The 25,306-nt window shown below is 58.0% G+C and carries 26 protein-coding genes; 18 read left to right on the forward strand and 8 right to left on the reverse strand.

Going from position 1 to position 25,306, the window contains the following annotated elements:
* Window positions 1–2 precede the first annotated feature (2 nt).
* The 4 genes from lpdA (at window position 3) to GMO_RS05100 (ending at window position 3,300) form a co-directional block, all read left to right on the forward strand.
* Window positions 3–1,409: a dihydrolipoyl dehydrogenase gene (gene lpdA / locus GMO_RS05085; RefSeq protein WP_008851240.1), complete on the forward strand. Its 1,407-nt coding sequence runs from the start codon at window positions 3–5 to the stop codon at window positions 1,407–1,409.
* A 5-nt stretch (window positions 1,410–1,414) separates the two neighbouring features.
* On the forward strand, window positions 1,415–2,383 hold the full coding sequence (gene lipA / locus GMO_RS05090; protein WP_008851241.1) for a lipoyl synthase: 969 nt from the start codon (window positions 1,415–1,417) through the stop codon (window positions 2,381–2,383).
* The gene (locus tag GMO_RS05095; protein WP_040508285.1) at window positions 2,383–2,853 is read left to right on the forward strand and encodes a type II toxin-antitoxin system RatA family toxin; all 471 of its coding nucleotides are present in this window, start codon (window positions 2,383–2,385) and stop codon (window positions 2,851–2,853) included. Before lipA ends, GMO_RS05095 begins: the two co-directional genes overlap by 1 nt.
* 93 nt (window positions 2,854–2,946) lie before the next feature.
* Window positions 2,947–3,300, forward strand: a complete 354-nt coding sequence (locus tag GMO_RS05100) for a hypothetical protein (protein WP_008851243.1) — start codon at window positions 2,947–2,949, stop codon at window positions 3,298–3,300.
* A 59-nt stretch (window positions 3,301–3,359) separates the two neighbouring features.
* Here the strand turns inward: GMO_RS05100 and GMO_RS05105 are convergent, their stop codons facing one another.
* From GMO_RS05105 to GMO_RS05115, 3 genes are read right to left on the reverse strand one after another with little or no spacing between them, the layout of a single operon-like run.
* Window positions 3,360–3,851 carry a CinA family protein gene (locus GMO_RS05105; RefSeq protein ID WP_008851244.1) on the reverse strand — a complete coding sequence of 164 codons (492 nt, stop codon included), beginning with the start codon at window positions 3,849–3,851 and terminating at the stop codon, window positions 3,360–3,362.
* Window positions 3,841–5,706: a lytic transglycosylase domain-containing protein gene (locus tag GMO_RS05110; protein WP_040508286.1), complete on the reverse strand. Its 1,866-nt coding sequence runs from the start codon at window positions 5,704–5,706 to the stop codon at window positions 3,841–3,843. The genes GMO_RS05105 and GMO_RS05110 overlap by 11 nt, the downstream gene beginning before the upstream one ends.
* The gene (locus GMO_RS05115) at window positions 5,690–6,292 is read right to left on the reverse strand and encodes a YjbE family putative metal transport protein (protein ID WP_008851246.1); all 603 of its coding nucleotides are present in this window, start codon (window positions 6,290–6,292) and stop codon (window positions 5,690–5,692) included. Before GMO_RS05115 ends, GMO_RS05110 begins: the two co-directional genes overlap by 17 nt.
* Window positions 6,293–6,382: 90 nt before the next feature.
* On the opposite strand from GMO_RS05115, the gene purB reads away from it, so the two are divergent.
* From purB to GMO_RS05160, 9 genes are all read left to right on the forward strand, one after another.
* On the forward strand, window positions 6,383–7,714 hold the full coding sequence (purB, locus tag GMO_RS05120) for an adenylosuccinate lyase (protein ID WP_008851247.1): 1,332 nt from the start codon (window positions 6,383–6,385) through the stop codon (window positions 7,712–7,714).
* Between the two features lie 136 nt (window positions 7,715–7,850).
* Window positions 7,851–8,615 (forward strand): phosphoribosylaminoimidazolesuccinocarboxamide synthase, encoded by a 765-nt coding sequence (purC, locus tag GMO_RS05125; protein ID WP_008851248.1) that lies wholly within the window; start codon window positions 7,851–7,853, stop codon window positions 8,613–8,615.
* Window positions 8,612–8,854, forward strand: a complete 243-nt coding sequence (gene purS, locus GMO_RS05130) for a phosphoribosylformylglycinamidine synthase subunit PurS (RefSeq protein ID WP_008851249.1) — start codon at window positions 8,612–8,614, stop codon at window positions 8,852–8,854. Before purC ends, purS begins: the two co-directional genes overlap by 4 nt.
* Complete coding sequence (locus GMO_RS05135) at window positions 8,851–9,240, forward strand: Rap1a/Tai family immunity protein (RefSeq protein WP_040508287.1); 390 nt, start codon at window positions 8,851–8,853, stop codon at window positions 9,238–9,240. The genes purS and GMO_RS05135 overlap by 4 nt, the downstream gene beginning before the upstream one ends.
* On the forward strand, window positions 9,237–9,938 hold the full coding sequence (gene purQ / locus GMO_RS05140; protein ID WP_008851251.1) for a phosphoribosylformylglycinamidine synthase subunit PurQ: 702 nt from the start codon (window positions 9,237–9,239) through the stop codon (window positions 9,936–9,938). The genes GMO_RS05135 and purQ overlap by 4 nt, the downstream gene beginning before the upstream one ends.
* Window positions 9,935–12,139, forward strand: a complete 2,205-nt coding sequence (purL, locus tag GMO_RS05145; protein WP_008851252.1) for a phosphoribosylformylglycinamidine synthase subunit PurL — start codon at window positions 9,935–9,937, stop codon at window positions 12,137–12,139. The genes purQ and purL overlap by 4 nt, the downstream gene beginning before the upstream one ends.
* Window positions 12,140–12,143: 4 nt before the next feature.
* Window positions 12,144–12,374 carry a BolA family protein gene (locus GMO_RS05150; RefSeq protein WP_008851253.1) on the forward strand — a complete coding sequence of 77 codons (231 nt, stop codon included), beginning with the start codon at window positions 12,144–12,146 and terminating at the stop codon, window positions 12,372–12,374.
* An 87-nt stretch (window positions 12,375–12,461) separates the two neighbouring features.
* Window positions 12,462–12,797: a Grx4 family monothiol glutaredoxin gene (gene grxD, locus GMO_RS05155; protein WP_008851254.1), complete on the forward strand. Its 336-nt coding sequence runs from the start codon at window positions 12,462–12,464 to the stop codon at window positions 12,795–12,797.
* Between the two features lie 190 nt (window positions 12,798–12,987).
* Window positions 12,988–13,296 carry a hypothetical protein gene (locus tag GMO_RS05160; RefSeq protein ID WP_040508288.1) on the forward strand — a complete coding sequence of 103 codons (309 nt, stop codon included), beginning with the start codon at window positions 12,988–12,990 and terminating at the stop codon, window positions 13,294–13,296.
* A gap of 7 nt (window positions 13,297–13,303) precedes the next feature.
* On the opposite strand, the gene GMO_RS05165 is transcribed toward GMO_RS05160, so the two are convergent.
* The 3 genes from GMO_RS05165 to GMO_RS05175 are packed head-to-tail and all read right to left on the reverse strand — an operon-like array spanning window position 13,304 to window position 16,129.
* Window positions 13,304–13,684: a YraN family protein gene (locus GMO_RS05165; protein ID WP_008851256.1), complete on the reverse strand. Its 381-nt coding sequence runs from the start codon at window positions 13,682–13,684 to the stop codon at window positions 13,304–13,306.
* The gene (gene hemB / locus GMO_RS05170; protein ID WP_083813612.1) at window positions 13,672–14,682 is read right to left on the reverse strand and encodes a porphobilinogen synthase; all 1,011 of its coding nucleotides are present in this window, start codon (window positions 14,680–14,682) and stop codon (window positions 13,672–13,674) included. The genes GMO_RS05165 and hemB overlap by 13 nt, the downstream gene beginning before the upstream one ends.
* A gap of 4 nt (window positions 14,683–14,686) precedes the next feature.
* The gene (locus GMO_RS05175) at window positions 14,687–16,129 is read right to left on the reverse strand and encodes an APC family permease (RefSeq protein ID WP_008851258.1); all 1,443 of its coding nucleotides are present in this window, start codon (window positions 16,127–16,129) and stop codon (window positions 14,687–14,689) included.
* A gap of 92 nt (window positions 16,130–16,221) precedes the next feature.
* Between GMO_RS05175 and glyA the strand changes: the two genes are divergently transcribed.
* Window positions 16,222–17,526, forward strand: coding sequence for a serine hydroxymethyltransferase (gene glyA, locus GMO_RS05180; protein WP_008851259.1), 1,305 nt, complete (start codon window positions 16,222–16,224; stop codon window positions 17,524–17,526).
* Here the strand turns inward: glyA and GMO_RS05185 are convergent.
* Window positions 17,505–18,572, reverse strand: coding sequence for a M14 family metallopeptidase (locus tag GMO_RS05185; protein ID WP_008851260.1), 1,068 nt, complete (start codon window positions 18,570–18,572; stop codon window positions 17,505–17,507). The two genes, glyA and GMO_RS05185, sit on opposite strands and share 22 nt — an antisense overlap.
* Window positions 18,573–19,063: 491 nt before the next feature.
* Between GMO_RS05185 and GMO_RS05190 the strand changes: the two genes are divergently transcribed.
* Both GMO_RS05190 and GMO_RS05195 read left to right on the forward strand, forming a co-directional pair.
* Window positions 19,064–20,170, forward strand: coding sequence for a glycosyltransferase family 4 protein (locus tag GMO_RS05190; RefSeq protein WP_008851261.1), 1,107 nt, complete (start codon window positions 19,064–19,066; stop codon window positions 20,168–20,170).
* On the forward strand, window positions 20,167–21,240 hold the full coding sequence (locus tag GMO_RS05195) for a glycosyltransferase family 4 protein (RefSeq protein ID WP_008851262.1): 1,074 nt from the start codon (window positions 20,167–20,169) through the stop codon (window positions 21,238–21,240). The genes GMO_RS05190 and GMO_RS05195 overlap by 4 nt, the downstream gene beginning before the upstream one ends.
* On the opposite strand, the gene GMO_RS05200 is transcribed toward GMO_RS05195, so the two are convergent.
* On the reverse strand, window positions 21,237–22,394 hold the full coding sequence (locus GMO_RS05200; RefSeq protein WP_040508450.1) for a DEAD/DEAH box helicase: 1,158 nt from the start codon (window positions 22,392–22,394) through the stop codon (window positions 21,237–21,239). The two genes, GMO_RS05195 and GMO_RS05200, sit on opposite strands and share 4 nt — an antisense overlap.
* A 62-nt stretch (window positions 22,395–22,456) precedes the next feature.
* On the opposite strand from GMO_RS05200, the gene GMO_RS05205 reads away from it, so the two are divergent.
* Both GMO_RS05205 and GMO_RS05210 read left to right on the forward strand, forming a co-directional pair.
* Entirely contained in the window at window positions 22,457–23,389 is a 933-nt protein-coding gene (locus tag GMO_RS05205; RefSeq protein ID WP_008851264.1) for a mitochondrial fission ELM1 family protein, read from the forward strand.
* Window positions 23,390–23,399: 10 nt separating this feature from the next.
* Window positions 23,400–25,274, forward strand: a complete 1,875-nt coding sequence (locus GMO_RS05210; protein ID WP_008851265.1) for a hypothetical protein — start codon at window positions 23,400–23,402, stop codon at window positions 25,272–25,274.
* Window positions 25,275–25,306 lie beyond the last annotated feature (32 nt).

Genomic DNA, 25,306 nt, shown 5'->3' on the forward strand with positions numbered 1-25,306 from the left:
CCATGTCCGATACTTTCGATCTGATCGTCGTCGGGGGCGGACCCGGCGGATATGTTGCAGCCCTCCGCGCCAGCCAGCTCGGCATGAATGTGGCGCTGGTGGAAGATGCACAGCTGGGCGGTGTCTGCCTGAACTGGGGCTGTATCCCCACCAAGGCGCTTCTGCGTTCGTCAGAAATTCATCATCTGCTGTATGAAGTGGGCACATTCGGGCTTTCTGTAGAAAACATCTCTTTTGATCTGTCCAAGATCGTTGCCCGGTCCCGTGGAATTGCCCGTCGGATGGGGGGAGGTGTTGCACATCTTCTGAAGAAGGCGGACGTCACAGTTCTCAACGGGCGCGCGCGTCTGGCTGGACGGACTGGTGAAGCTCATAACGTATCCGTGACGAGGGACGGGCAGGACGCCACTACCGTCAGGGCTCCACACGTCATTCTGGCCACTGGGGCACGGGGGCGACAGCTTCCCGGTCTGGAAACGGACGGCAAGCTGGTCTGGGGCGCACGCGAGGCCATGACGCCTTCCGATCTGCCAAAACGTCTTCTGGTAATCGGTTCAGGCGCCATCGGCATCGAGTTTGCCTCGTTCTACCGCAATATGGGCAGCGAGGTGACGGTTGCCGAAGTGGCGGACCGTATCCTGATTGCCGAAGACCCGGAGATCAGTGCATTCGCCCGAAAAGCCTTTGAAAAACAGGGTATGAAGATCATGACCGGCGCGAAGGTCGGACCTCTTCAGAAAAGCGAGAACGAGGTTTCCACCACGATCGAAAACGCTGACGGAAGGACAGAACTGACAGTGGATCGCGTGATCTGTGCTGTCGGGATTGTCGGAAATGTCGAGGATCTCGGCCTGGAAGGCACCGGCGTCAAGGTTGAACGCACCCATATCGTGACGGATGGTTTCTGCCGGACGGGCGAACCGGGTATTTATGCCATCGGCGACGTGGCCGGCGCACCATGGCTGGCACATAAGGCCAGCCATGAGGGCATCCTGTGCGTTGAAAAGATTGCCGGGCGTTCACCGCAGCCTCTTCACCCACTCAACATTCCGGGATGTACCTATTCCCGTCCTCAGGTTGCATCGGTGGGATACAGCGAAGAGAAAGCGCTTGCTGCCGGGCACAAGATACGGGTCGGACGCTTCCCCTTCATTGCCAATGGCAAGGCCGTGGCGATGGGTGAGACCGAAGGCATGGTCAAGACCGTGTTCGACGCTGCAACGGGAGAGCTCCTCGGTGCGCACATGATCGGTGCCGAAGTCACCGAAATGATCCAAGGGTATGTCATCACCCGTACGGCTGAATTGACCGAGGCCGAACTGATTGAAACGGTCTTCCCGCATCCCACCATTTCCGAAACGATGCACGAAGCCACTCTGGCGGCCTTTGACGGGGCCCTTCACATCTGACGGCCATGTCCCAGCGCATCACCATCGATCACCGACCTGCATCTTCTTCCCGTCATCCGGAAAAGGCGCACCGTCCCGACAACCCGATCCAGCGCAAGCCAAGCTGGATCCGGGTCAGGGCGCCAAATCATCCGGTTTATCACGAGACACGTGCCCTTATGCGGGACGCAAATCTCGTGACCGTCTGTGAGGAGGCGGCCTGCCCGAACATCGGGGAATGCTGGTCCCAGCGCCATGCAACCATGATGATCATGGGTGAGATCTGTACGCGGGCCTGTTCTTTCTGCAACGTTACGACGGGACTGCCGAAACGGCTGGACGAAGACGAGCCGCGCCGTGTGGCAGACGCCGTGGCGAAGCTGGGGCTGCGTCATGTCGTCATCACATCGGTGGACCGGGATGATCTGCCGGATGGAGGAGCGCGGCACTTTGCGGATGTCATTCGCGCCATTAGGACAACCTCACCGGAAACCACCATCGAGATCCTGACGCCGGATTTCCTGCGGAAAGAAGGGGCTCTGGAGGTCGTTGTGGAGGCGAGGCCGGACGTTTTCAATCACAATATCGAGACTGTGCCACGTCTCTATCCCACGATCCGTCCAGGTGCGCGATATTACCAGTCGGTACGTCTGCTGGATGGCGTAAAGAAACTGGATCCTTCCATTTTTACCAAGTCCGGCCTGATGCTTGGCCTTGGAGAGGAGAAAATGGAGGTATGGCAGGTGATGGATGATTTCAGGGTTGCGGACGTGGATTTCCTGACGCTCGGTCAGTATCTTCAGCCGTCCGTGAAACATGCGGCCGTCGAAAAGTTTGTTACTCCCGATGAATTTGATGGCTATGCTGCGGCAGCCCGTTCCAAAGGATTTCTTCAGGTCAGTGCCAGCCCTCTGACCCGGTCCTCCTATCACGCGGACAGCGACTTCGCGCAGCTTCAGGCTGCACGGAACAGCCGTCTGAAAGAAAGTCTCTGATGCCGACACATGCCGAGCAAAGGTTGATCGCTTACACACCAGAGCAGCTTTTTGATCTGGTGGCGGATGTAGGAAAATATCCGCAGTTCCTGCCATGGTGTGTAAAGTCCACCGTACGATCCCAGACTGAACATGAGCTTGTTGCAGACCTTTCAGTGGGTTTTGGGCCATTCCGCGAGACCTTTACCAGCCGGGTCACGCTGGAGCGTCCGTCACGCATCCGCGTCCGCTATGAGAAGGGGCCTTTCCGGTATCTGAACAATGTCTGGACCTTCACGCCGGATCCGCGGGGGTGTCTCGTGGATTTCTTCGTGGATTTCGAATTTCGGTCGCGGCTTCTCCAGAATGCGATGGGTGTCGTTTTCAATGAAGGCGTGCGCCTGATGGTCTCTGCATTCATCAAGCGCGCCCGCGATATTTATGGAACGCAAGGGGCTCAGACCCCGCGTCCGCAGGCCGGTCTTTCCTAAAACTGAAATAATTTCGTATTGTATCGTGAACCATCTGAAGAATGGGCCGTTTGACGCCTCAACCTTCAGATCTTGAATGAAAGGAATTACAGAATGAAAAAGTTTTCTTTCGGTGCATTTGCCCTGACGGCTCTCGTCGCTGCCGCATCTCCTGCAATGGCGAAAGCCGCTCACCACCATGGTCATCACCACGGTGAATCTGCCCAGAAGACCGATGCGGGCGATTCCGCCACGGACGCCCTGAACGCCCGTTCGCTCCAGCAGGCCCAGACGCCGGTTGCACCGACAGCAGCCGTTCCGGCCGCGCCGATGGCCAACGCCACGGCCCCGTCCGTTCCGAAAGTCAATACGCCGACGATCTCCACGCCTTCCGCTCCGGCCATGCCGACGGCTCCGAGCATGCCGTCTGCAGCTTCCACGATGCCGGCACCGACGCAGGGCGAATAAATCTCTCGTAGATTTTTTGACCAATGTGGCTCCTGCCTTCCGGGCAGGGGCCATTTTTTTCAACAACTGAGAAGCATCTGCAGGGCATGACGAACCGTCGCGTCACGGACTGAAGAACGATCTCCGGGAAAGACCAGTTTATGACTACGGGGGAGTTTGCACCGTTCCGCGAATCCGAAACAGACTGTTCCAACCGGTTTGTCCGTTGTACCTCCTCCCGGTCCGGCAATACCTGTTACCGAAATGGCCAGAGAGGCATTGTGTATGTTTTCAAGCGCCCCTTCCACCATGCAGCATGCAGTCTCTTCGCTGACGGCACCAAAGGTATCGAGAATATGAGATGGCACGCCTACGGCGCTGATCTTCATTTCGTTCGAATAGGTGATGAAGCCTCCCTCCACAACGTCAGACGATCCGGCCAGACTGGTCAGGGCGCCGCAGATCATCCCACCCGTACAACTCTCCACCGTGACAAGCCGATGACCTGCTTGACGCAGATGGGTCAGCACCTGTTCGATTAGTGTGGAGAGCGGAAGAGGATCAGCCTGCATGGGAATGACTAACGCGATAGATCATCATGTTGGCTTCGATATTCTCAATATAAAGTCTGGTTTCGCGATACGGTAACCGTTCGATCCAGTCCAGCATGCTGTCTTCGGTCAGCGGAACAGGTGGCGGATCAGCGCGGAGCCAGAGATCGACCTTATGGGGACCGGCATTATAGGCCGCAAGAGCATAGGGAATGACCTGTCCGAATCGGGTCAGAAGCTGGGATACGTAAGCATTTCCGACCGTCAGATTGGTCTGTGGATCCAGAAGCCCGGACGCGGACACATTCAGGCCCTGCAGGTGACCGCGTCGCGCCACGTCCCTGGCCGCGCCAGGAAGGAGTTGTAACAGACCGATGGCATGGGCCGAACTGACGGCATTGGGATCAAAACCGCTTTCCTGCCGGATAATGGCCGTCAGCAGACCGGGAGGGCCCGTGGAGACGTCTGGATAGGGATCGGGGAAACCTTCCGGATAAAGCGCCACTCCCTTCCGGGCCAGCGCATAGGACGCAAAAACCTCCGGCGCGGCGATTCCCAGACGACGCCCCAAATCTGCGACGGCCTTCTGTCCCTCCACAGACGGATTGGTGATGTCCAGCATCATCAGGAAATCCTGCGCATGTTCCGGATCACCAGCCTGAACAAGATCCGTTGCGGCTTCCACAAGATCCTGTCGTTGCAGGGCACCTGAAGAAATGGCCGGGATAACCTGCAAAGCAGCTTGCAGAGCCTGATCGAAAGCCGGCGAGGACGAGTTCCCGACAAGCAGATCCCGTTCGTTATTCAACGCCGCAATGGCAAGCTGCCCAGCAAAAGTAGTGGGATAACGTGCCGCAGAGCGAAATGCCTGCTGTGCTCCGTCATGATTTCCACGGGCGTCTCTTGCACGGCCTACCCAGTAGTAGCCTCGCGCCTGCATCTGCAGGGAGGTGGCTTTTGTCAGAGGCTGGAAAAATGCTTCTGCCGCATCGGGTTTCTGAAGCAGTCTCAAGGCGACAAGGCCGCTCAACAGCTGTGCTTCGAGCCGGTCCGTGCTGTCCGGTGAAAGCGTTGTGTCATTGGCCAGTTCCGCAGCATCCTGCGCACGACCGGCCAGCAGGAAGGCGCGCGCGAGACTGATGCGTTCTGCTGACCATTCATGGCCCGGATTGCCTGCCTGGAGGCTATATCCTGTAAGACGCCACAGCGCGAGAGCGTCATCGAGGCGGTCGGCCCGCCGTAACGCCCTCAGACGGAAACGGATCAGAACCGGATCTGACTGTTCGGTACCGGGGAGGGACTGGAAGAGGGACTCCGCGTCAGGTGATGAGGAACGTTCCGCAATCCGGGCCGTCGCCAGAGGCTGTCTGTCAGGAGACAAACGATCGATCTGGCGTTTGGCCGCTGCGATCTGACCGGTTGCCTCAAGATGCTCGTAACGCTGCCAGTGATCATCCGGTGTCAGGTCTGCTCCGAAACGGACCAGAAAGGCCTGTTCGTCCTGTGCTGTTCCAGCACCGGCCAGCCAGAGGGTTCTGGCCTTGGCAGGCGCATCCGGCAGATGATCAGCGCAGTTCAGGAAAGCGGTTGGTAATGTCAGGGGCAGCGCAGGGCAGAGCTGATCCAGCGTGGCCGGGTCAGAGGTTCTGGCCAGTGCGCTCTGGTAACGCCACAGGATACGCGCGCGCTTCGGCCATTGCGGTGTCTGCTGGAGAAAGGCCGCATAACGGGCTGGAGGAAGATCTGTCGCACCGGGAGCCGTCAGGACCAACCATTCTGACAGCCGCTCCCGGACAGTCGGCGTCGACGGAGAGGCGGCCCCCAGGAGAAGTCCGCCCGCCACCAAGAGTAAACGATTATTAATGGAACGCGACATGGTGCCAGATTTCTCCTCCACCACGAATGATGAGTTCAATGGCCACGATCAGGACCACCACCAGACCGCACCAAGCAATCCACTGATAGCGTGCAAGCAGTCCGGCAATGAACGAGGCGGCGACCCCCATGAGAGCGACGGACAGGATCAGACCCGACACCAGAATCCATGGATGCCCGACAGCGGCGCCAGCGACCGCCAGCACATTGTCGAGGCTCATGGACAGGTCCGCAACCACAATTTTCAGAACGGCAGGCGCCAGTCTCGCAGGCGCGGCGTCGACATCTTCATGGTGACCGGAGCCGCGCAGTTCCCTGTACATCTTCCAGCAAACCCAGAGCAGAAGAAAGCCTCCAGCCAGCGTCAGCCCTACGATCTGGAGCAGGGTGGTGGCCAGAAGGGCGAGGCCGATCCTCAGGATGGCGGCCGCCAGCGTTCCGAACAGGATGGCAAGGCGACGCTGTCGCCCCTCCAGTTGCCGTACCGCCATGCCGATGACGACCGCGTTGTCTCCGGCAAGGGTAATGTCGATCATGGTGATTTGCGCCAGCGCGATGACGGCATGGAGAAGAGTGTCGGTGGCCAAAATCTTGTTCTTCCAAAAGGGGTCCGTGCAATATTGTCGTATTTGGTCTAAGCAGCCTTCGTAAAGCCCCAACCCGTTTCCGGAGTGCCCATGGTTCCCCGTTACAGTCGCCCCCAGATGACTGCAATCTGGTCTTCTGCAAACCGTTATCGCATCTGGTTCGAAATCGAGGCACTGGCCTGCGAAGCCATGGCAGAGCAGGGAGAAATCCCAGCCGAAGCCGCGCGCACCATCCGCGAAAAAGGCAATGCCGCGATGGCTGCCTTCTCCGATGCCGATCTCGCCCGGATTGACGAAATCGAAGCTGAAACGCGCCATGACGTGATCGCGTTCCTGACCTGGCTTGCGGAAAAGATCGGTCCCGACAGCCGTTTTGTTCATCTGGGCATGACGTCGTCCGATGTTCTGGATACCTGTCTTTCCGTCCAGCTAACACAGGCGGCTGATCTTCTGCTCGAGGATCTCGACCGTGTTCTGGCAGCCCTGAAAGACCGGGCTTATGAGCATAAGAACACGGTGACGATCGGTCGCAGTCACGCCATTCATGCGGAACCGACCAGCTTTGGTCTGAAAATTGCGGGCCATTACGCTGAATTCGCCCGCAACCGTGAACGGCTGATCCAGGCCCGCCGGGAAATCGCGGTCTGCGCCATCTCAGGCGCCGTCGGCACCTATGCGCATATCGATCCGGCCGTAGAAGAATATGTTGCTTCCAGACTTGGGCTGGCCGTGGAGAGCGTTTCCACGCAGGTCATTCCCCGCGATCGTCATGCTGCATTTTTCTGCGCGCTGGCTGTAATTGCCAGTGGTATCGAACGTCTGGCCATCGAGGTCCGTCACCTCCAGCGTTCGGAAGTGCGGGAAGTGGAAGAATTCTTCCACAAAGGGCAGAAAGGCAGTTCCGCGATGCCGCACAAGCGGAATCCGGTCCTGTCCGAAAACATGACGGGTCTGGCGCGCCTGATCCGGTCCCATGTCATCCCGGCGCTGGAAAACGTGGCTCTGTGGCACGAACGCGACATCAGTCATTCCTCGGTCGAGAGGAACATCTGTCCTGACGCCACGGTCGGGCTTGATTTCGCTCTGATCCGTCTGGCTGGAATGATGGAGAAACTGGTTGTCTATCCGGATCAGATGACCGCCAACATGGAAAGCCTCGGCGGCGTGGTCCATTCCGGAGAAGTCCTGCTGGCCCTGGCCAGGGCAGGTATTTCCCGTGAGGATGCCTATCGCATTGTCCAGCGCAACGCCATGGAGACCTGGACCAAGCTCGGCAAGCCGGGTTTCCGGACATTCCGGGAAAATCTTGAGGCCGATCCTGAAGTGGCCGGCCGTGTCAGTCAGGAGATCCTGGACAAGGCGTTCGACCCGGCGCAGCACCTGCGCTCGGTGGATCGCATTTTCAGCCGCATTTTTGACTGATCAAAGCGCAGAAAGCAGACTTCGATGCTTTCTGCGCACTCGCAGTTCCGGTTCCGCAATGCTAAGGAACCTCAATTCGTCGCTGGACCAGCTACTTCCTGCCTGCCGGGAAGTGGCGAAACGCTAAGGATTGCTCATGGCCCGCCGCCGCCAGCTCTATGAGGGCAAAGCCAAGGTTCTGTTCGAAGGACCCGAACCCGGCACCCTCGTCCAGTATTTCAAGGATGACGCTACGGCCGGAAATGGTGCCAAAAGCGGCGTCATCACCGGGAAGGGTGTGCTGAACAACCGCATCAGCGAATACCTGATGCTTAAACTGCACGAGATCAACATCCCAACCCATTTCCTGCGCCGCCTCAACATGCGTGAGCAGTTGATCCGGGAAGTGGAGATCATTCCGCTTGAAGTCGTGGTGCGCAACGTGGCGGCAGGATCGCTGGCCAAGCGTCTCGGCATCCCAGAAGGCACGCGACTCCCTCGCACAATCATTGAGTATTACTACAAGAATGATGCGCTCGGGGACCCAATGGTGTCGGAGGAGCATATTGCTGCTTTCGACTGGGCGGCACCGCAGGATCTCGATGACATGAACACGCTGGCTCTCAGGACCAATGATTTCCTGATGGGGCTTTTCACGGCAGTTGGCATCACGCTTGTAGACTTCAAGCTCGAATTCGGCCGTATCTGGGAAGGCGAGGAGATGCATATCATCCTTGCGGACGAAATTTCCCCCGATAACTGCCGTCTGTGGGACACCAAGACGAACGAGAAGATGGATAAGGACCGGTTCCGGCGCGATCTGGGGCGGGTCGAAGAAGCCTATCAGGAAGTGGCACGGCGGCTGGGGATCCTGCCCGAAGCCGGCAATGGGGACTACAAGGGTCCGGAGGCAGTACAGTGAAAATCCGCGTATTTGTTTCTCTCAAGGATGGCGTTCTGGATCCCCAGGGCAAGGCCGTCGGTCATGCACTGGAAACCCTCGGGTTCAGCGGGATCGGTGAGGTCCGCGTCAATCGAGTGGTGGACGTGGACGTTCCGGCCAAAACTGCAGCAGATGCCATTGCGCAGGGTGAAGCCATGGCCCGTGCCCTGCTGGCCAATGAGGTTATCGAGGATTTCAGCATCGAGGTGGCAGAATGAAACGAGTCTCCACAGCTCTTCTCCTTGTATCCTGCGTAACGGCATCCGTGGCGGGAAGTGCCCATGCGCAGCGCGTCTCCAAGATTAGCGGCCGTGCTCTGGGGAACATGTGCACCTCCGGCAAAAGCACCAATCTGTGCGATGCGTATCTGGCCGGCGTGATGGACAGCGAAGTCTGGTCCAAGAAATACGACAGTTACGACAATGATCCCGGGGCACCGGTTGCCTTCTGCGTTCCGGCCGAAGAAACCACGCAGACCATTCGTGGCAAGGTCGTCTCGTGGCTGCATGCTCATAACGATGCCCTGAGCCAGCAGAGCGGCAAGGCTCTCTATCGTGCCCTTCATGACAGTTATCCCTGTCATGCAGCGGAGGGCCAGAAATGAAGGCAGGTATCGTCGTTTTCCCCGGCACCAACCGGGAACGCGACATGGCCCATGCCCTGAAGCTGGTGTCCGGCAGGACGCCACGCATGATCTGGCACCGCGATACGTCGCTGGATGACCTGGATCTCGTGGTGCTGCCGGGAGGGTTCAGCTTCGGCGACTATCTGCGCAGCGGCGCCATGGGGGCCCATTCCCCGGTTATGGCGGAAGTCCGTCGCTTCGCGCAGAAGGGGGGGCATGTCCTTGGCGTGTGCAATGGTTTCCAGATCTTGACGGAAGCGCATCTGTTGCCAGGAGCACTTCTGCGAAATGCGGGACTGCGCTTTCTTTCACAGGACTGCCACCTGCATGTCGATAATGCAAAATCTCCGTACACACAGGGATGGCAGCAGGGAGACATTTTCCGTGCCCCTCTCGCGCATGGTGACGGCAACTATACAGCCTCGCCAGAGACGCTGAAACGTCTTGAAGGGGAAGGCCGGGTCGCATTCCGTTATTGTGGCGAGGATGGCCGGATTGCTGATGATGACCGCCGGACGAATCCGAACGGCAGTACCCGGTCAATTGCCGGTATCCTCAGCGAAAACGGGCGTGTGTGTGGTCTGATGCCGCATCCCGAAAACCTGACTGATCCCGAAATCGGCGCGACAGATGGCGTGCCCCTCTTCAAAAGCCTGGTGGAGGCTCTTGTCGGATGAGTGTGACGATTGACGCCCAACTTGCCCAGTCCTTTGGTCTGACGGCCGGGGAATACGACAAGCTGCTTTCCATCATGGGCCGGACGCCGAGCTATACCGAGCTTGGGATCTTCTCCGTCATGTGGTCGGAGCACTGCTCCTACAAATCTTCCCGGATTCATCTGAAAACGCTGCCGACAAAGGCGCCCTGGGTGATCCATGGTCCTGGCGAGAATGCAGGCGTCGTGGATATCGGCGAGGGGTTGGCAGCGGTTTTCAAGATGGAAAGCCACAACCATCCTTCCTTTATCGAGCCTTATCAGGGCGCGGCAACGGGCGTGGGCGGTATTCTGCGTGACGTGTTCACGATGGGCGCCCGTCCGGTCGCCAACCTGAACGCGCTGCGCTTCGGAAGCCCGACCCATGCCGGCACGCGACGCGTCGTGGATGGTGTCGTGCGTGGTATTGGCAGTTACGGCAACTGCGTTGGCGTGCCGACGGTTGGCGGTGAAGTCAATTTCCACAGAGCCTATGACGGGAACCCGCTGGTCAACGCCATGACGGTTGGCGTGGCGAGACAGGATAAGATCTTCCTCTCCGCAGCCGCAGGTGTTGGCAATCCGGTGGTTTACGTTGGCTCGAAGACGGGCAGGGATGGCATTCACGGCGCCACCATGTCATCGGCCGAATTCGATGACGAAGCGGCTTCCAAGCGTCCCACGGTTCAGGTTGGCGATCCGTTCATCGAAAAACTTCTGATCGAAGCCTGTCTGGAACTGATGGCGACGGATGCAATCGTCGCCATCCAGGACATGGGTGCGGCTGGTCTGACCTCTTCGGCGGTGGAGATGGCTGGCAAAGGTGGCGTCGGCATCGAACTGAACCTCGATAACGTGCCTCAGCGCGAGCCGAATATGACGGCATACGAGATGATGCTGTCCGAAAGCCAGGAGCGGATGCTCATGGTTCTCAAGCCTGAGCGGACCGAAGAAGCGCGGGCCATTTTCGAGAAGTGGGAACTGGACTTTGCGATTGTCGGTCACCTGACCGATACGGGTCATATCACCATCCGGCACAAGGGTGAGGTTGAGGCAAATATCCCGCTGGAACCGCTGGCGGAAGCCGCGCCCATCTATGACCGGCCAACCGTTCCGTTGAGCGCACCGACGCCAATCGCAACACCGGCAGATCCGATGGGTCTCGAAGGCGCGCTGCGGGTGCTGATCGGTTGCGCCGATCTGGCATCCCGCTCATGGATCTGGAACCAGTATGACGGATCCGTTGGAGGGAACACGGCGCGTCGTCCTGGAGCTGCCGATGCGGCCGTCGTGCGTGTGGAAGGGACCCGTCTGGGTCTTGCGCTGACGACGGATTGTACACCGCGTTACTGTCAGGCCGATCCCAGATCTGGCGGTGCACAGGCTGTAGCCGAAGCCTGGCGCAACATCACGGCAACAGGTGCAAAGCCGCTGGCCGTGACGGATAACCTGAACTTCGGCAATCCGGAACGCCCAGATATCATGGCCCAGTTCGCCGAAGCCATCAAAGGCATGGGAGAGGCTTGCCGCGCGCTTGATTTCCCGGTCGTGAGTGGCAACGTATCGCTCTACAATGAGACACGGGGCCCGGACGGCTCCGCGCAGGCGATCCTGCCCACGCCAGCCATCGGCGCTCTTGGAATCATTGCAGATGCCTCCAGATCCATTGGTTTGGCCATGCCGGAGGAGCATGATTTGATTCTGGTCGGAGAGATCCGCGGTGAACTCGGACAGTCTCTGTGGCTCAGGGAAATCTGTCGCCGTGAAGACGGAGCGCCTCCTGTCGTGGATCTGGCGGTGGAGCGGCGAAATGGAGATTTCATCCGGACTCAGATTGGAAACGGGCTGGTTGCTGCCTGTCATGACATTGCCGATGGCGGCCTTCTGGTCACGATTGCGGAAATGGTCATGGCCAGCGGGACAGGCTGTGTTCTCGAAGCCGCTCCTGAACATCCGGTGCCTCATGCCTTCTGGTATGGTGAAGATCAGGGCTGTTATGTCATAACGACCCAGGATGCACCGGCATTTCTGGCAGCTGCGTCCGAAGCAGGGGTTCCGGCACGAAAACTGGGACGTTCCGGAGGAAACACGTTGAAAGTGGCGGATGTGTTCTCCATCTCTGCCGCCGAACTGCGTACAATTAACGAGTCGTTCTTTCCGGCTTTCATGGGCGAAGGAGCCTGAACCTGTGCCGATGACAGCTTCTGAAATCGAACGCACCATTCTGTCCGCTCTTCCGGATGCGAAGATCGTGGTGGAAGACCTGGCGGGCGATGGCGATCATTATGCCTGCACTGTAACAAGTGAGGCATTCCGGGGACTTTCCCGGGTGCGTCAGCATAAACTTGTCTATGATGCGTTTGGATCCCGCATGGGGACCGAGTTGCATGCCATGGCTCTCAAAACACTTACCCCTTGAATACCCGGTGGGTCATTCTCTATTTGACTGACTTCTGACAGCAGGAGTCCGATGTTGCCGCCTCCTGCCGACAAAAGGAAAAACCCAATGTCCGAGACCGTGTTCCAGCACATCCAGAACCTGATCGACGCCAACCCGGTCATGCTGTTCATGAAAGGCGACAAGCTCTTTCCGCAGTGCGGCTTTTCTGCCCGCGTTGTGCAGATCCTGACCCACCTCGGAGTTCCGTTCGAAACCTGCAACATTCTTGAAAGCGCCGAACTGCGTCAGGGCATCAAGGATTTTTCCCAGTGGCCGACGGTTCCCCAGCTCTATGTGAAAGGCGAATTCATCGGCGGCTGCGACATCGTGACCGACATGTATCAGAGCGGTGAACTCGAATCGCTGCTGACTGACAAGGGTATCGCAACGGCCAATGCCTGATTTGTGGCCATCAGGCCATAAAAACGCTGGATTCAGCGCTTTTTAAGCTTTGTTCCTGCCACATTTCAGCCATGAAGTGACGAAAAGTGGCAGGACCTTGATTTTTTCAGAAACTTTACCAACCGGGCTTGTCGAAACGGCGTTTCACCCCTTACGGTAGCCCCATCAGAACAGGGATGGGATAACGTCAATGGCGCGTAACTGGGTTGGCCGATTTGCTCTCGGACTCGTAGGTTTCGGTCTTTGCATGGGAGCCGGCAGTAAGGCTCACGCCCGTCCAGCCATCACGGATTACGAAGCCAGCAAGCTGACCCTTGATGCCCTGACTGCCACGCCGGTCTATCATCGGCCTGTCATTCACCGTTACTTCGCAAGCCGCGCACATTCATCCTCACGTCACATGATCGCGTCAAACGCTCATCACGCTGTCGTTCGGAATGTTTCCTACCGTACACATGTGGCGGTCATTCACCGCCATGCACACGCCCGGCGCACCTGATCCTCTTTCAGAACTGGCGTAGTGCATCCTGTATGCGCCGCGCCGAACCTTGCTGGTCAACGATGATCAGATCAAAGCGCGTACTGGGTCGATGCCAGTCCGGTCTGGTCTGCAGGACATAATCGAAAGCTGCCAGAAGTCTTTGAGACTGTCGGGCAGTCAGGGACGTGGCACTTTCCTGTAAAGTTCGTCTCTGCTTGACTTCTACCGCTATCAGCCATTGCGAATCTGATACGACAAGATCGATTTCACCGCATGGTGTCTTGAGACGGTGCGCCAGTATCTCCAGTCCCTGCTGCTTAAGAAGACGCGCTGCAACAGATTCGGCATTCAGGCCACTGAAGTGAGCCTGAATGCCGCGGATCTGTGGCGTTTTCAGCGATCGCACCGGATAAGACGGGCCGCATCCAGTGCAAAGTATGTCAGGATGCCATTACAACCCGCGCGCTTGAACGCAATCATGCTTTCCATGATGGTCCGGTCCCGATCGAGCCAGCCATTTTCGATGGCGGCCATCAGCATCGCGTACTCGCCAGAGACCTGATAGGCGAAGGTCGGTACGGCGAATTTGTCCCGGACACGACGGATGATGTCCAGATAAGGCATGCCTGGCTTGACCATGATCATGTCAGCGCCCTCGCGCAGATCCTGTTCCACTTCCCGCATCGCCTCATCCGAATTGGCGGGATCCATCTGATAGGTTTTCTTGTCCCCGTTCAGCAGGCCGCCCGATCCCAGGGCGTCACGAAAAGGACCGTAGAAAGCGGAGGCGTATTTGGCCGTATAGGCCATGATACGGGTCGTTTCGTAACCGGCGCCATCCAGGGTTTCGCGAATAGCCTTGACGCGACCATCCATCATGTCGGATGGCGCAATGATGTCATTGCCGGCCCGAGCCTGGTTCAGGGCCTGCTGACGCAGGATCTCGATGGATGCGTCGTTAAGGATATGGCCGTTCTCAATCACACCATCATGACCATGATCGGTGTAAGGGTCGAGCGCGACGTCACCGATAACACCCAGATCCGGGAAAGCATCCTTGATGGTACGGGAAGCACGACACATCAGATTTTCAGGGTTGAGGGCTTCGGTTCCGGTCGCATCCCGCAGGCCCGTCGGCGTGATGGGAAAGATGGCGACTGCCGGGACACCCAGTTCCACTGCAGGACGGACATGTTCGGCAAGGTTGTCGACACTAACCCGTTCCACGCCAGGCATGGAGGATACCTTCTGGCGCTGGTTTTCGCCTTCACAGACGAAAATCGGCCAGATCAGGTCATCGACATGCAATCGGTGTTCCTGAACCAGGCGACGGGTAAAGGCATCGTGGCGGTTACGCCGCGGGCGGAAAAGGGGATATGCAGCATTACTCATACCCCCGATCATGCGCCTAACTTTGCTGTCTGGAAAGAAGACTATGACGGATGCCGTAGAAGAAATAGATGACCAGTCCAATGGCAAGCCAGATCACCAGCCGTAGCCACGTCAGGCCATCCAGCGAAACCATCACCACGGTACAGGATATTATTCCAAGAACTGGAATGACAGGGCCGCCAGGAACACGGAACAGACGAGGGACGTCCGGCTCCGTCTTCCGCAGGACAAGAACGCCTACGCAGACGATAATGAACGCCAGCAGCGTCCCGATGGACGTCATGTTTCCCAACTGTCCGATCGGCAGGACAGCGGCGAGGACACTGGTCAGACCGGCAAACAGCAGATGTGACGTCCAAGGTGTATGCGTTCGTGCGTTAAGGCGGGCGAAAACAGGCGGCAGAAGGCCGTCCCGCGCCATGACGAGAAAGACACGCGCCTGCCCGAGCAGCAAACCGAACAGGACAGAGACATACCCGGCGGTGATACCCAGTTTTACGAAATTCGCCAGCCACGGAATTCCGGTCGCATCGATGGCGGTTGCGACCGGGGAGGGATCATTGGCCATGGTTTTGTAATTGACCACGCCAGTCAGTATCAGTGAAAAAACAGCATAGACAACAGAGCAGATCAGCAGACTGCCAATAATGCCAATAGGGATGTTCCGGGCCGGGTTCCGGCTGTCCTGTGCCGTGGTGGACACGATGTCGAACCCGAGATAGGCAAAAAATGCCATTCCGGCCGCCCGCATGATCCCTGACAGACCGAAATGCCCGAATTCCCCGGTATTGGGCGGGATAAACGGGTGATAGTTTGCCATATGAATGTGTGGAATGCAGACCACGACCACAACTGCGATGACCATCAGCTTCAGGGCGACAATGATGGTGTTGACTGTCGTTGATTCACTTACGCCACGCATCAGAAGAGCTGTTACGATCCATAATGCGAACACGGCCGGTGCGTTGAACCATGCACTGGCGATGGAACCATCGGGAAGGGTGACCGGCGTTAAAGGCGTGGCAAGCAGGCGTGGATCGATCACCATGCCCCATCCCGTCAGAAGGGAAGACACATATCCTGACCAGCTTGACGCTACCGCAGCGGCTCCGACGGTATATTCAAGGACAAGGTCCCAACCGATAATCCACGCCACGAGTTCACCCATGGAGGCATAGGCATATGAGTAGGCGGATCCTCCGGAAGGAATCATGCCGGCAAGTTCGCCATAACACAGCCCGGCGAACCCGCAGGCCAAGGCGGCGATCATGAAGGAAAGCGTAACGGCCGGGCCGGCATCCTGACCCGCAGCCACACCGGTCAGGGAGAAAAGCCCCGCACCGATCGTTACGCCGACACCAAGGGCGATGAGGTGCCATGGGCCCAGAACACGTTTCAATCCCGTGCGTCCGTCGACGGTGGAAGATACGGGTTTGGTCCGCCAGAGCGGATTGGTCATGAAAGTTCCTTGTTTGAAAAGCGGATTGTTTTTGCCGAGGGGTAGAAACTGCGGTAGTGACGTGCCGAACTCACCCTGGAGAATGGACCACGATGTCGGAACACGCCAGCCAGTCCACGCTGAATCGTTTTTTTCATGCAGATCTCAAAGAGGTTGATACGGAAGTCGCAACCATTCTGAATGACGAACTGAAACGTCAGCAGGACGGTATAGAGCTGATCGCCTCCGAGAACATGGCGTCTTTTGCTGTCATGGAAGCACAGGGATCCGTACTGACCAACAAATACGCCGAAGGTCTGCCGGGGAAACGTTACTACGGCGGATGCGTGGACGTGGATCGCGTGGAAAACCTCGCCATCGAGCGCGTCAAGGCCCTGTTTGGAGCCGGGTTCGCAAACGTGCAGCCCCATTCCGGTGCCAATGCCAATCAGGCGGCTTTCATGGCTCTTGCCAAACCGGGTGACACGGTTCTGGGCATGAGCCTTGCTGCCGGCGGTCATCTGACGCATGGCGCGGCCCCGAACTATTCCGGCAAGTGGTTCCATGCCGTGCAGTATGGCGTGCGTGGACAGGATGGCATTCTCGATTACGAGCAGATGGAAGAACTGGCCCGCGAACAAAAGCCGAAGATCATCGTAGCAGGTGGGTCCGCCTATCCGCGCGTTATCGACTTTGCCCGCTTCCGCAAGATTGCGGATGAAGTCGGGGCTTATCTGATGGTCGATATGGCGCATTTCGCGGGACTGGTTGCGGCAGGTCTGTATCCGAGCCCGTTACCATTCGCTGACGTCACGACGTCCACGACGCATAAAACGCTTCGTGGTCCGCGCGGAGGCATTATCCTGACCAACAGCCCGGAACTGGCGAAGAAGATCAATTCGGCCGTTTTTCCGGGCCTGCAGGGCGGTCCGCTGATGCATGTCATCGCAGGCAAGGCCGTTGCCTTCCGCGAGGCCCTGCAGGACGAGTTTAAATCCTACCAGAAGCGCGTTCTGGCCAATGCCCGCGCCCTAGCTGATGAGCTTCAAGCCCGTGGATTCGATATCGTAACCGGTGGGACGGACAGTCATCTTCTGCTGGTGGATCTGCGCCCCAAGAAAGTGACCGGTAAACTGGCCGAAGCGATTCTGGAACGTGCGGGCATCACCGCAAACAAGAATGCCATTCCGTTCGATCCGGAAAAGCCGTTCGTGACCTCCGGTATCCGTCTGGGGAGCCCGGCAGCCACGGCGCGCGGATTTGGTGAAGCCGAGTTCCGCGAAGTCGGCCGGATGATTGACGAGGTGCTGACCGCAGCCCTTGAGGAAGACAATGCCGAGGCTGTGACAGCCCGGGTGCATGAGGAAGTAAAAGCGTTGTGCGCCCGCTTCCCGATCTATGACCGTGCATCGGCCTGAGGTTTGAAATGAGCAGCGGTGCGTCGGGCCAGACGCACCGCCAGCTGCCCCCGCCGGGGACGAAGATTCGGGACGATCAGCAGACAGTCATCATAGGGCGTGCAAATCACGTCATGCCCGTCCGTGGCAATGACGGTTCCGGCCTGTGCTATGATGCTTCCCCCTTTCCAAGGGTGAATAAACGAGAAATCTGCACTCCGGGCCATCACGTTATCCGTGACCAGCGCGAGTTCGCTGCTTTGGCCATTCTGCACGGCCCGTCCATGTAGATGGATGGAGTCCACTTCCAGCAGCAGGCGGTCGATGACCTTCTCCATGACCGTGACGGTCCCTGGCTCCCAGTGAGGACCGGCTTCAAGCAGACAGCTCCGGGCAGTTCCCATGGACGCCATGAAATGGGCGTGTTCGATCAGGCGTGATCCGCCATGATGTCCCAGATCGGTCAGAACCGTATCCGGCAGATCTTGGCCCGAGGCCAACGCACAGGCCAGTTCCGTGGAACGCTGGCGCGGAGGAGCGATGAAGAACGGGTCAGAGGGCCAGAGTGTGGAGTGCAGATCCAGAAGAATATCGGCCCGCTCGATGAAAGGCAGCATCTGCCGGGCACGGTCCAGTTCCCGGGAGCGGTCGCGCCCCTCCAGCCGGGTATGGTGCCAGAGGCGGTTGAGATCCTCGTCCAGATACCGGGCCAACACGGGAGCGTCAGGATCGAAACTGTCAAAAGCATCCAGATTGGCTGCAATCAGGGTCAGCCGACCAGTCGGAGGAACCGGATTGCGACGACGCAGCCTCTCAAGTGCCCAGCCGGCGGCATATTCGTTTCCATGTATCAGGCCGATGATGAGGATTTCCGGTCCGGAGTGACCGGAATCAAACTCCAGAACACCCGGTATCCTACAGGGGCTTTTCCGCCATGCAGACAGATCGGGTACAGGCAGGTTTATGGAAAAAACGGAAGATGGCTGCCCCAGCCCGGGAAGAGTTTCCGTCAGCCGACGCTGACGGATCCTGACTGGATGATGCCGCTGTCCCGCCTTGCAACTCATGTCCTGTCACCGCCTCTCCGGGCCAAGACCCGGATTATGACGTTTCGATGTCCTACTGCAGCACCAGCCGGGTATGAGGCCGGACAACTTCCATCCGCCAGAGGCAGATTCGGGTTGTCATGAAATCCTGCCCTTCCATAAGGGGGCAGAATCAGTCTCGCGAGAATCGCGTCCGTCCGTGCAGATGTGGAACATGGATCGGTCATACGTTGTAGTGTAAGCACGTTCAGCGTGGGTCGCCAGAGAGTTGATGCGGACGGCTATCAGGACCCATGGTCTGAATGTTCTTTCCTGCCGAGGCTCTGTTGGCGTTTCCGTTCTCTACTCTCCATTCCGTTTTTGACAGGCTGCGGGGATGCATCGTGACTGACGCCACCTCTTCCCAGGAGGGAGATAAATCCGAAAACACGAGTGGGTTGTCCTTCGGTCACAAATTGTGGCGCTCCTTGCCAGCTGCTCCCAGGCGGCGTTTTTTTGCGTGGTTTACTGCTTTGCTGGCCCCTGCGACGCCGGTTCGATTTCCGTCCCATGCACGCGGCATCATTATTGCGGGAGAACTGGGACGCAGTTCAGGGCTGGGCGAAGGCGCCAGGCTGCTTGTAAGGTCCATACGCGAAGCAGGAATCCCTTGCGCAACATGGGATATTGACCGCAAATGTCTGGAAGGAGACCAAGTCGGGCAGAGTGCACCGCTTCTTATCCATGTCAATGCGCCGCTCCTCCCTTATGTCCAGCTTTTCATGCCGCGACGACTGCTGCGGAACCGACGGATCATTGGTTACTGGGCATGGGAACTGCCTGTCCTGCCAAAGATCTGGCTTCATGCCAACCGGCATGTTCATGAAATCTGGACCCCCTCGCACTTTACGGCAGATGCTCTCAGGACGTTCAGAAAGACAGTCCGCGTTGTGCCATATCCTTTCTCCGCAGCAGATCAGAAACCGTCTTCCCGGGATAGGGCCTCGTTTGGGCTACCCTCACAGGCCGTGATCGTGCTGGTTTCCTTCAATCTGGCATCCAGCATGATCCGCAAGAATCCACTTGATACGATTCATGCTTTCAAGGAAGCCTTCGGGAACCGTTCCGACCGCGTGCTGCTTCTCAAGATCGGACATACGGAAAACTACCTGAAAGATCTGTCGCTGATTCGCGAAGCTGTCGGAAACGCATCCAATATCCGTATCGAAACGGGCGATTTCAGCGGACCGGACACACTCGCCCTCATGAAATGCTCGGATATCGTCCTTTCCCTGCATCGAAGTGAGGGGTTTGGTCTTGTCGTGGCTGAAGCCATGGCCTTGGGACGCTGCGTCATTGCCACCGACTGGTCGGCCACTGCGGAATTCATGGATGAAACCTGCGGGTTCCCCATTCCCTACACTCTTGTCCCCGCGGAAGATCCGCGTGGCGTCCTGGACATTCCCCGGACCCGCTGGGCCCTGCCGGATATTTCGGCTGCCAGCGCGGCACTGCGCAGGGCAGCAGATGATCCTGCCCTGCGCAGCCGGCTTGGAGACGCTGCCAGGGAGCGGGTTTTCCGCAAACTGAACAGTGAGCCGCTTCAGACCGCGCTGGAGACGATCGGAGTGGAGGCATGACGGAACGGCGCGTGCTTGTCTGGCAGTTGGGACGCCGGGGAGCCGGACCGCGGATTGCTGTCGATCTGTCAGATGGAATCAGATCGCTCGGTCTTTTCGAGGTCATGCTGGTACTTTCGGATCAGGCGGAAATTCTCCGCAGCCGCACGGCGCCCCGCGATGTGCTCAAACTGCCAACCTACCGATCGGTCGCAGGTCTAGTCCTTCGGCTCATGTCGGCGCCCTGGATCATGGTGCGTCTGAATCATCTCACAAACGTCCTGCGCCCTGAAATGGCCATCGGTGCCATGCCCGGCCCCCTGGACCTCTTCATGATGGCAGCCCTTCAGCGGACAGGCACGAAGACGGCCATCATCATTCACGATGCGCAGCGTCATCCGGGAGATGGCTATCCGTTTCAGATGATGTTGCAGACTGCCCTGATCCAGAAGGCGGATCTTCTGGTCACGTTCAGTCAACATGTCGCAACTCATCTGAAGAATGACCCTGCGGCCAGAAACAAACCGATTCTTGCCCTTTCCCATCCGCCTTTCATCGGCACGCCGTCACCGGCTCCTTTCAGGCACGGAGGCATCCCGCGCCTGCTGATGCTAGGACGCCTGCTACCATACAAGGGGCTGGATCTTCTGGCGGAAGCCCTGCCACGTCTTTCCCTACCTTTCACATGCCGGATTATCGGGCAGGGCCCCGCCAGCCCGGAACTGGCCCGGCTGGCGAACCTACCGACGGTAGAGGTTCAGAACAGATGGGTGCCGGAAGACGAACTGCCGGATCTGGTGGGCTGGGCGGATGTGATCATCCTCCCTTATCGGGAAGCATCCCAGAGCGGCATAGGAGCCATGGCAATCGCCAGTGGGCGCTATGTCGTTGCAACGAATGTCGGAGGGCTGGTGGAACAGTTTGCTGACGTTCCACAGGCAAAGCTCTGCACGCCGGAAAGCTCGTCCCTTGCAAGAACCATAACGGACCTTCTGGCAGATCCGCCGCGCAGCCAGCCCGCCCCGCAGCCGGAAGAAAGCTGGGCGGAACTGGGCCGTCACATTCTGGAGAAGCTGGCCTCCGTCAGCTAGCTGTCCAGCGCCTCTTCCGTCACGATCCGGACCCGGTAACCGATATGCCTTTCGATTTCGCGTAATCGCAGACGCTCATCCGCATTGATCAGCGAGAAAGCGGCGCCCTTCTTTCCTGCGCGCGCGGTCCGTCCGATGCGATGCACGTAAGCTTCGGGCGTTTCGGGCATGTCCATGTTGATGACAAGCTCCACATCGGGAATATCCAGCCCCCGGGAGGCAATGTCAGTTGTCACCAGAATGGGCACATGACCATTGCGGAACTGCTCAAGCGCCTTGTTGCGCGCACCCTGCATGCGATCTCCATGAAGCGTTTCCACGCGAAGGCCATGACGTTTGAGGGTCTTGCCGAGAGCATCCACATTATTCTTCGTGCGCGCAAAAACGATACTTCGCCCCGGAAAACGCGTCAGGATACGGGCCACGGTTTCGGGCTTGTCGTCTTTTTCAACAAAAAGAGCACGCTGGCGAATCCGTTTTGGGGTGAAAGTCTCGGCGGTGCTTTCAATCCGGACAGGATCCCGGGTTACCCGCAGGGCCAGTTCCATGACCGGCTCGGGAAGAGTTGCGGAACAAAAAACGGTCTGGGGAGGATGATCCGGGAAATAGGGTGCCAGGGCCGTCATGCTGGCAGAAAAATCCTCATCCAGCAGACGATCGGCTTCATCCAGCACGAGATAGGTCAGATTCTCGAGGACGATATCGGCCTGCGTGACGAAGTCCAGAAGCCGCCCGTGGGTTGCGACGAGAATATCTGGACCGTCGGCCAGGGTGCGAAGCTGCTGCTCACGGGAAATTCCTCCGCAGATAACGCGTGTTTTTAGCGGCAGGCGACGTCCGAGCGTCCGGCAGACGGAAGCCGTCTGGGCAGCAAGCTCGCGGGTCGGCTCGAGAATCAGGGCGCGTGGTCCGTTTGTCCGTTCTGTTTCAGCCAGCTTCTGGAGCATCGGCAGAACGAAAGCAGCCGTCTTGCCGCTTCCCGTCTGGGACGCCACGAGAACATCGCGTCCGGCAAGAAGGGCGGGAATCGCTTCGGTCTGAATGTCGCTGGGCCGTTTATGCCCCGCCTGCTCAAGGGCAGCGAGCAAAGGGGGCATCAGTCCCAGCGCGGGAAAATCAGGAGAAGAAGCGGAAATCTTTTTGGCGGTGGTCATGATGGCTTCTTGCCAAATTTCTTCTGGTTCGGGAAACAACTCCTTTTCCGCGGAGTCCCAGCATGAAAGCCACCATCATCGCCGAAGACTTTGCCGGTATGCGTGCGCAGGGGGCCGGGCTGGCTGAAAAAGCCGGTTTGACATGGGATTTCCGTCCTGTCCGGTTCCATGCGCCCTGGAACCGTTTTCCGGCACGCTACTGGCCCGCGCCGCTTCGGCATGTCGATCCGATCGAGATTTCTTCCGAAACACGGCTCATAATCAGCATCGGGGGAACGGGCGGAGTCATCGGTTCGGCCGTGGCGCGGCGTGAAGGGCTACCGGTTGTCCAGATTCAGAATCCCCGGATGTCCCTCAAACGTTTTGATCTTGTCATCGCCAATACGCATGACGGAATCAGCGGGCCGAATGTTTTGACTTCCCGCAATGCACTTCACACCGTAACGCCGCAGAAGCTGGAGAAAGCGCGTCTTGAATGGGGAGGCAGGCTGAAGCTGGACGGGCGGCCTCTGTTTTCCATTCTTGTCGGGGGAGCCAACGGGCGGTTTTCCCTTGGTGCAGACGAAGCTGAAACCATGGCGGATGGCCTGATTGCCTTTACACGAAAGAACGATATGCAGGCTGTTCTGACACCTTCACGACGTACGGATCCGGCGGCGATTGCCATTTTCCGCAAAAAGCTGGAACCTCAGGGGATTCGTATTCTGGAAGGGCAGGGACACGACAATCCCTATATGGGCATGCTGGGTTCTGCGGACATGATTGCCGTCACGACAGATAGTGTCTCGATGATTTCGGAGGCCGCCGCTACGACGGCGCCGGTCCTGGTCATGTCACTTCCAGGACGGTCTGCGCGGATTGCCCGCTTTCTTCAGACGCTTCAGGCCGCAGACCGCATCCGCATGTTCAGCCCGGACTGTCCGTCCTGGACCGTATATCCGCTTGACGATACCCCAACCGTGGCGAGAGAAATGCGCCGACGTCTGAAGCTCTGAAAGGCCCCCTATGCTCGATATCCGCACTTTCGGTCCGCAGGGTGGCAATGTGCTTTACAAGGCGCTGGCTCACCCTGTTGCGGCGGAAGCTCTGGTCCGGATGGAAGCCGGGTTCGCCGGGCAGACAATTGCAGTCTACGATCCCGATGATACTGCCCGAACGCTGGCCGCGCTCTATCCCGGCCTGAAACCGGCCAGTGTCTATGTCCACGATACGGAACAGGTGGGTCAGCCGGACGGGTTCGGTGGGATCAAACGTGCATTGGTGGAGCTTCCCCAAACCGAGGCGGATCTGGTGCTGGCCCTGTCCTTCGAGGACGCCAAGATGCGGACCCGACTGAGCGGTCTGTTGACGGGCCAGTCGCTTCATACACTGGCACCCGCACGCCTGCCGGATGACATGATCGTTTCCGGACGTCCTTATCTGGACAAGCTTAATTTTGCGACGAATTTCGCCTTTTTCCGCGAAACGGAACAGTTCTCTACGCGGATCGTAACAGCCAATTACTGGTCAAGTTACGGAAGTGAAAATCTTCGCTACTGGCTGCGTCTTTATGATGAAAGCGGTATGGTTCTTGCTCAGTGGGAAGAGCCGATCAGCCATTCGGGAGCCGGCATCACCATTGATAGCGCTGAAGTGCGCAGGCGTTTTGCATTGCCGACCTTTACGGGCCAGTTGTTCATCCATGTCCTCGGGGCACGGGGACATGACGTCGTGAAATATGCGCTTGATACATGGGGCAAGGATGGGGATCCCAGCCTATCGGTAACGCATGATGCCAATGCCTGGCCCGCAATCCGCTATGCGACCCTTCCGGCTCCGGAAGCTGACGAAACCCTGACGGTCTGGATTCAGAATAGTCACGCGACCACAATCCCGCCGAGAGCCATCACGTTCAACCGGATGGGGGAGGATGTGCCCCATCCGGTTGAACGCCCGATCGGCCCCTTTGAAACCGTTGCCATCAACATAGGTTCGCTATTTCCGGATCTGTCATGGCCAGCTCAGCTTGAATTGCGCTCAGGGCGTCATCTTGTCCGGCCCCGTTACGAGATAACGCAGCGCGGTCGGACCCGAATTGCTCATCTGAACGTGGAACGCGATAATCTCAGACCTGATCCGGCAATTCGGAATTTTCCGCCATCATTGGGGCGTGGTTTCCTGTTGCCGTTTCCTGTCCTCGATCCGCGGGCATTCACCACTTTCCTGCAGCCCAATCCCATGTCGGAAGCGCTGGTTTCACTTCCTGTCAGGCTTGATCTTTTTTCAGAGGGTGGCGTGTCTCTCGGGTCGCATTTTCTGGGCAATCTGCCACGGAATCACGATACGATTGTGGCGCTTCATGATCTGATGGAACAGCCCGGCCACGCCGATCTGGTTTATGATTTCAGAGATGGCGGAGAAGCAGACGGATGGCTGCATGCCCTCATGCGATACCGGAACCGTCAGAGTGATCATGCTGCGGAAACCAGCTTCGGCTCTCACATTTTCAATACGCTCATGACCTGGCGTTCCGAACCGCAATCCTATTCCGGGCCACCGCCTGGACTGACGACACGCCTGTTCCTGAAGCTTGGACATGACAACCTGAAAAGCTTCTGTTGCCTGATCCATCCTGCTTCCATCGAAGGGACAGAGATTTCTGAGACCATTCTGCTTCTGCATGCGGCTGATGGCAGTATATTGGCTGAAACGATAGTCCGGATTGCACCATGTGGCTCCTTTATGGTTAGGCCGCACGAACTATTTGAAGCCTCTATCCTGAGTAAAGCCGGGCGAGGGGGCTATATCCTTATCCGGGATCTGACATGTCGTCTGTTCGGTTACCATGGACTCGAAAATGACCATGGAGGTTTTTCGCTGGATCATATGTTCGGTTTCTGAACACTGTTTGCGTTTGTTTCCTCACTTTGTTC

Source organism: Gluconobacter morbifer G707 (genome assembly GCF_000234355.1).
Lineage (GTDB): Bacteria > Pseudomonadota > Alphaproteobacteria > Acetobacterales > Acetobacteraceae > Gluconobacter > Gluconobacter morbifer.

Coding starts and splice junctions, on each gene's coding strand:
- GMO_RS05135 (WP_040508287.1), top strand. CDS start 8,851: ATGAAACGAGTCTCCACAGCTCTTCTCCTTGTATCCTGCGTAACGGCA.
- purB (WP_008851247.1), top strand. CDS start 6,383: ATGGTTCCCCGTTACAGTCGCCCCCAGATGACTGCAATCTGGTCTTCT.
- purQ (WP_008851251.1), top strand. CDS start 9,237: ATGAAGGCAGGTATCGTCGTTTTCCCCGGCACCAACCGGGAACGCGAC.
- GMO_RS05185 (WP_008851260.1), bottom strand. CDS start 18,572: ATGAGTTGCAAGGCGGGACAGCGGCATCATCCAGTCAGGATCCGTCAG.
- GMO_RS05095 (WP_040508285.1), top strand. CDS start 2,383: ATGCCGACACATGCCGAGCAAAGGTTGATCGCTTACACACCAGAGCAG.
- GMO_RS05105 (WP_008851244.1), bottom strand. CDS start 3,851: ATGCAGGCTGATCCTCTTCCGCTCTCCACACTAATCGAACAGGTGCTG.
- lpdA (WP_008851240.1), top strand. CDS start 3: ATGTCCGATACTTTCGATCTGATCGTCGTCGGGGGCGGACCCGGCGGA.
- lipA (WP_008851241.1), top strand. CDS start 1,415: ATGTCCCAGCGCATCACCATCGATCACCGACCTGCATCTTCTTCCCGT.
- hemB (WP_083813612.1), bottom strand. CDS start 14,682: ATGATCGGGGGTATGAGTAATGCTGCATATCCCCTTTTCCGCCCGCGG.
- glyA (WP_008851259.1), top strand. CDS start 16,222: ATGTCGGAACACGCCAGCCAGTCCACGCTGAATCGTTTTTTTCATGCA.
- GMO_RS05200 (WP_040508450.1), bottom strand. CDS start 22,394: ATGACCACCGCCAAAAAGATTTCCGCTTCTTCTCCTGATTTTCCCGCG.
- purL (WP_008851252.1), top strand. CDS start 9,935: ATGAGTGTGACGATTGACGCCCAACTTGCCCAGTCCTTTGGTCTGACG.
- purC (WP_008851248.1), top strand. CDS start 7,851: ATGGCCCGCCGCCGCCAGCTCTATGAGGGCAAAGCCAAGGTTCTGTTC.
- GMO_RS05160 (WP_040508288.1), top strand. CDS start 12,988: ATGGCGCGTAACTGGGTTGGCCGATTTGCTCTCGGACTCGTAGGTTTC.
- GMO_RS05110 (WP_040508286.1), bottom strand. CDS start 5,706: ATGTCGCGTTCCATTAATAATCGTTTACTCTTGGTGGCGGGCGGACTT.
- GMO_RS05210 (WP_008851265.1), top strand. CDS start 23,400: ATGCTCGATATCCGCACTTTCGGTCCGCAGGGTGGCAATGTGCTTTAC.
- GMO_RS05205 (WP_008851264.1), top strand. CDS start 22,457: ATGAAAGCCACCATCATCGCCGAAGACTTTGCCGGTATGCGTGCGCAG.
- GMO_RS05100 (WP_008851243.1), top strand. CDS start 2,947: ATGAAAAAGTTTTCTTTCGGTGCATTTGCCCTGACGGCTCTCGTCGCT.
- GMO_RS05175 (WP_008851258.1), bottom strand. CDS start 16,129: ATGACCAATCCGCTCTGGCGGACCAAACCCGTATCTTCCACCGTCGAC.
- GMO_RS05195 (WP_008851262.1), top strand. CDS start 20,167: ATGACGGAACGGCGCGTGCTTGTCTGGCAGTTGGGACGCCGGGGAGCC.
- grxD (WP_008851254.1), top strand. CDS start 12,462: ATGTCCGAGACCGTGTTCCAGCACATCCAGAACCTGATCGACGCCAAC.